Raw genomic sequence first — 2,764 nt, forward strand, 5'->3', positions numbered from 1 at the left:
TAGAAAATGCTGAAGCAATTTTGCACGCTAGATGTCAATGGGCGGCGGGAAGTTGGCTAACTTTTTGTGATTCCATTTTGATTGCTAGACTTTATCCTGCTTGACCCAACTTTTTCGTGTTGCACCCGGGCCAACGTCGGGAGTTGGGAGCGCAAATTGTCAGACGGGAATTACATAGTATCGAAGAGTTTGCGGAGAATTAACGAACCGGAAGGAAGCAAATACTTCACCAATCGAGATATTAACCTAAACATACAAAGGAGCAAAAATATGCAGTTAACTGTAGACAACGACATTCAACGCAGAGAATCGTCCTTGACCAAAGCATTACGGCAGATTCAGGAATTAAAATCCAAGGTTGCCGAACTAGAGCAGCAACATCAAGACTATGTGCGATCGCAGCAGGACTTAATTAGTGCGATCGCCTCCATTTGCGTTTCTTCGATGCAGGAGGTTGAGGCTTTCCGCATTCTGATATACAAGGGCGAGGCGGAGTGTCGGCGGTACTTGCGCTCGCTGTTGGTGAATCAAAGGAAGGCGTTTTGAGATTAATGAAGTGGGGATAGATGCAATAATTCTATACCCGACATTCTTTAATTTGGTCAATGTAATTATTTGTTTGCATTCACCCGTTCAAGCAGATTGGAAAAAGCCAATGATTCATGAGGAGCATTTCAGTATTTGTTTCAATAAAGTCAAGAGTGCAATCTCTCGACATTTAGAAACAGCAAGATATTGCTCATGAGCTTTTTGAGAAAGAATGATTGTTACCTACAGAAAAATTCTTTCTGTCATTTGACTCAACCTATTATCCCAGTTCTAATACTTGCTAAATCAATGACATGATATACTTCCAACAAAATGCCCCCGGTGGTAACAGCACCGGAGGACTACTCCCAAAATAGACTAAACCTACAGTAGGAGCAAAAGCAGTATGGCACAAATTGGTATCACACCAATACATCCTAAAGATTTTAAAAAGATTCATGATTTTTCGACTTACCAGATGAGCAGATTATCTGGCTACTCGGTTGAGGCCGTTAAAAACTGGTTAGCTGATGAAAGTAGCTCCAGATTTGTAGAACCAAAACCATACGTACTTAATCATTTTGGAGCAATTCATAGCTGCTTAGCAAGAAGTTAGTGTTTCCCAAACACTAAGTCGTTAGAAAACCCCTACCCATCAGTCGATGGGTTTTTTATTATTAAAGTAACGATGTCAATGTATAGCTTCTAAGTAGGCTCTAAACCATTAGATTGATAATCAACTTGACATCGTTAAGGTGCTAAGGAATTAGAGTTATGACGAACAAGATTGTTGACTACATATTGACAAGGAAATGATGAAGGAGTGGAAAAGTAAACTGTTTGAATCACCAAATTCAGAGTTAGGTTTAAATTTGTTGGGATTGCCACTATCGATAGCAGAAGGAACGCGAATTTTGGGTATATGTTACCGCACTTGGAAACGATGGAATGAGTTGGCAATGAACGTACCTGAATACAAACAACAACACATGCAAATGCTGGAAGTAATAGCCAAAACTGATGTAACTCCACCAATACTTCGTTATCAGGTATGGGTAATCGGAAAGATTGGGGAAATTTATAGTCAACTACCAAACGGTATTCCCAAAAAGTGGATAGCACAAGAGTATTTACGTACTAAACTTGACGATTTCACAGAAGAACAATATCACCGAGAACAAGAGCGATTTACTAGCAAAACAATACATAGAGTTTCAGTACAGTAAAAGTGGGAATGAGAGTTTGAGCGCTAAAAAAATGAACTGCCGATTTCCAGTCAGTTACAGGCTACTACACTTGTAAGCCAAGCCAATAACAGGTTTTTGCCTTTAATGACAAACTACATTCATAATGCCGAATTCCGCGAAAAAAGCGAAGTTGAAGTCCTCTGATATCCATCAGCCGGAGTAATACTAAGATACTACAAGTTTAAAACGCTTATCAAGTAAGGATTCGGCAGAACGTTAGCAAGTGGAATGACCCTTTTTCGGTTCCAAACGCCACAATTTATCTACACATTTTTTTTGATTCGGGAGTGAGTGTAGTATCAAACAACCAACCATGAGTGTCCATATATACGGAGGTAACAAAATGTGTACAAGAAGGAAACATACACAAAAACGACTCTTGATGGTTCAACTGAAACAATAGAAAAGATTGAGACAAATCCTTCAGGACTGTTAGAATTTTGTGCAGCAATAATCGCAATTACTTTGTCAATACTCTCGGTAACAATAATATTGCAGAGTCTAAATCATGCCAGTAATACTAGAGGATTGGATCTCCCAATCCATCAATCTCAAAAGCCAATGTGAAAAGATTCGGGGAGCTATTATCAGTGAGCGCACTTGGCGAAATTGGGAGCGGCTTGTAGGTGCTTGTTATCCCCAGGGAAATAAGGTGCGAGGTCGCTCCTACACACCTGAACAAACCCAATTGTTGTTGTGTCTGGCTTGGCTGCGTAAATATCACCCGCGTGTCAAAGTAACGTATCGGAGTTTGAGAGATTTCTGGCAAAGTAATGAGTATAAAGTGGAGGAGGTATTTGAAAAGTACTGTAATCAGGTAAACTCCGGTGAGGCTTTTGTAGCAGATGAAGTTAAACAGCAGCCCCCCAAAATAGCGTTAAGTGAGGTAAAAAAGTGCTGTGACCGGATTATGAACCGGGAAATTTCAAGGAATTGTTGGGCCAGTTGGAAACAGTTCTTGGGTATTCCGAAGTATGAACGTTTTGTAG

General features: G+C 40.2%; 4 protein-coding genes. All 4 read left to right on the forward strand.

The window, feature by feature from the left end:
• The first annotated feature begins 270 nt into the window (after positions 1–270).
• Complete coding sequence (locus FNW02_RS37840) at positions 271–546, forward strand: hypothetical protein (RefSeq protein WP_191762581.1); 276 nt, start codon at positions 271–273, stop codon at positions 544–546.
• 388 nt (positions 547–934) lie between these two features.
• Positions 935–1,144, forward strand: a complete 210-nt coding sequence (locus tag FNW02_RS37845) for a hypothetical protein (protein WP_191762582.1) — start codon at positions 935–937, stop codon at positions 1,142–1,144.
• A 196-nt stretch (positions 1,145–1,340) separates the two neighbouring features.
• Complete coding sequence (locus tag FNW02_RS37850; RefSeq protein ID WP_191762583.1) at positions 1,341–1,754, forward strand: hypothetical protein; 414 nt, start codon at positions 1,341–1,343, stop codon at positions 1,752–1,754.
• Between the two features lie 529 nt (positions 1,755–2,283).
• A partial coding sequence (locus tag FNW02_RS37855; RefSeq protein WP_191762584.1) for a hypothetical protein occupies positions 2,284–2,764 on the forward strand: 481 nt, incomplete at its 3' end.

The organism is Komarekiella delphini-convector SJRDD-AB1, from assembly GCF_014831675.1.
Classification (GTDB): domain Bacteria; phylum Cyanobacteriota; class Cyanobacteriia; order Cyanobacteriales; family Nostocaceae; genus Komarekiella.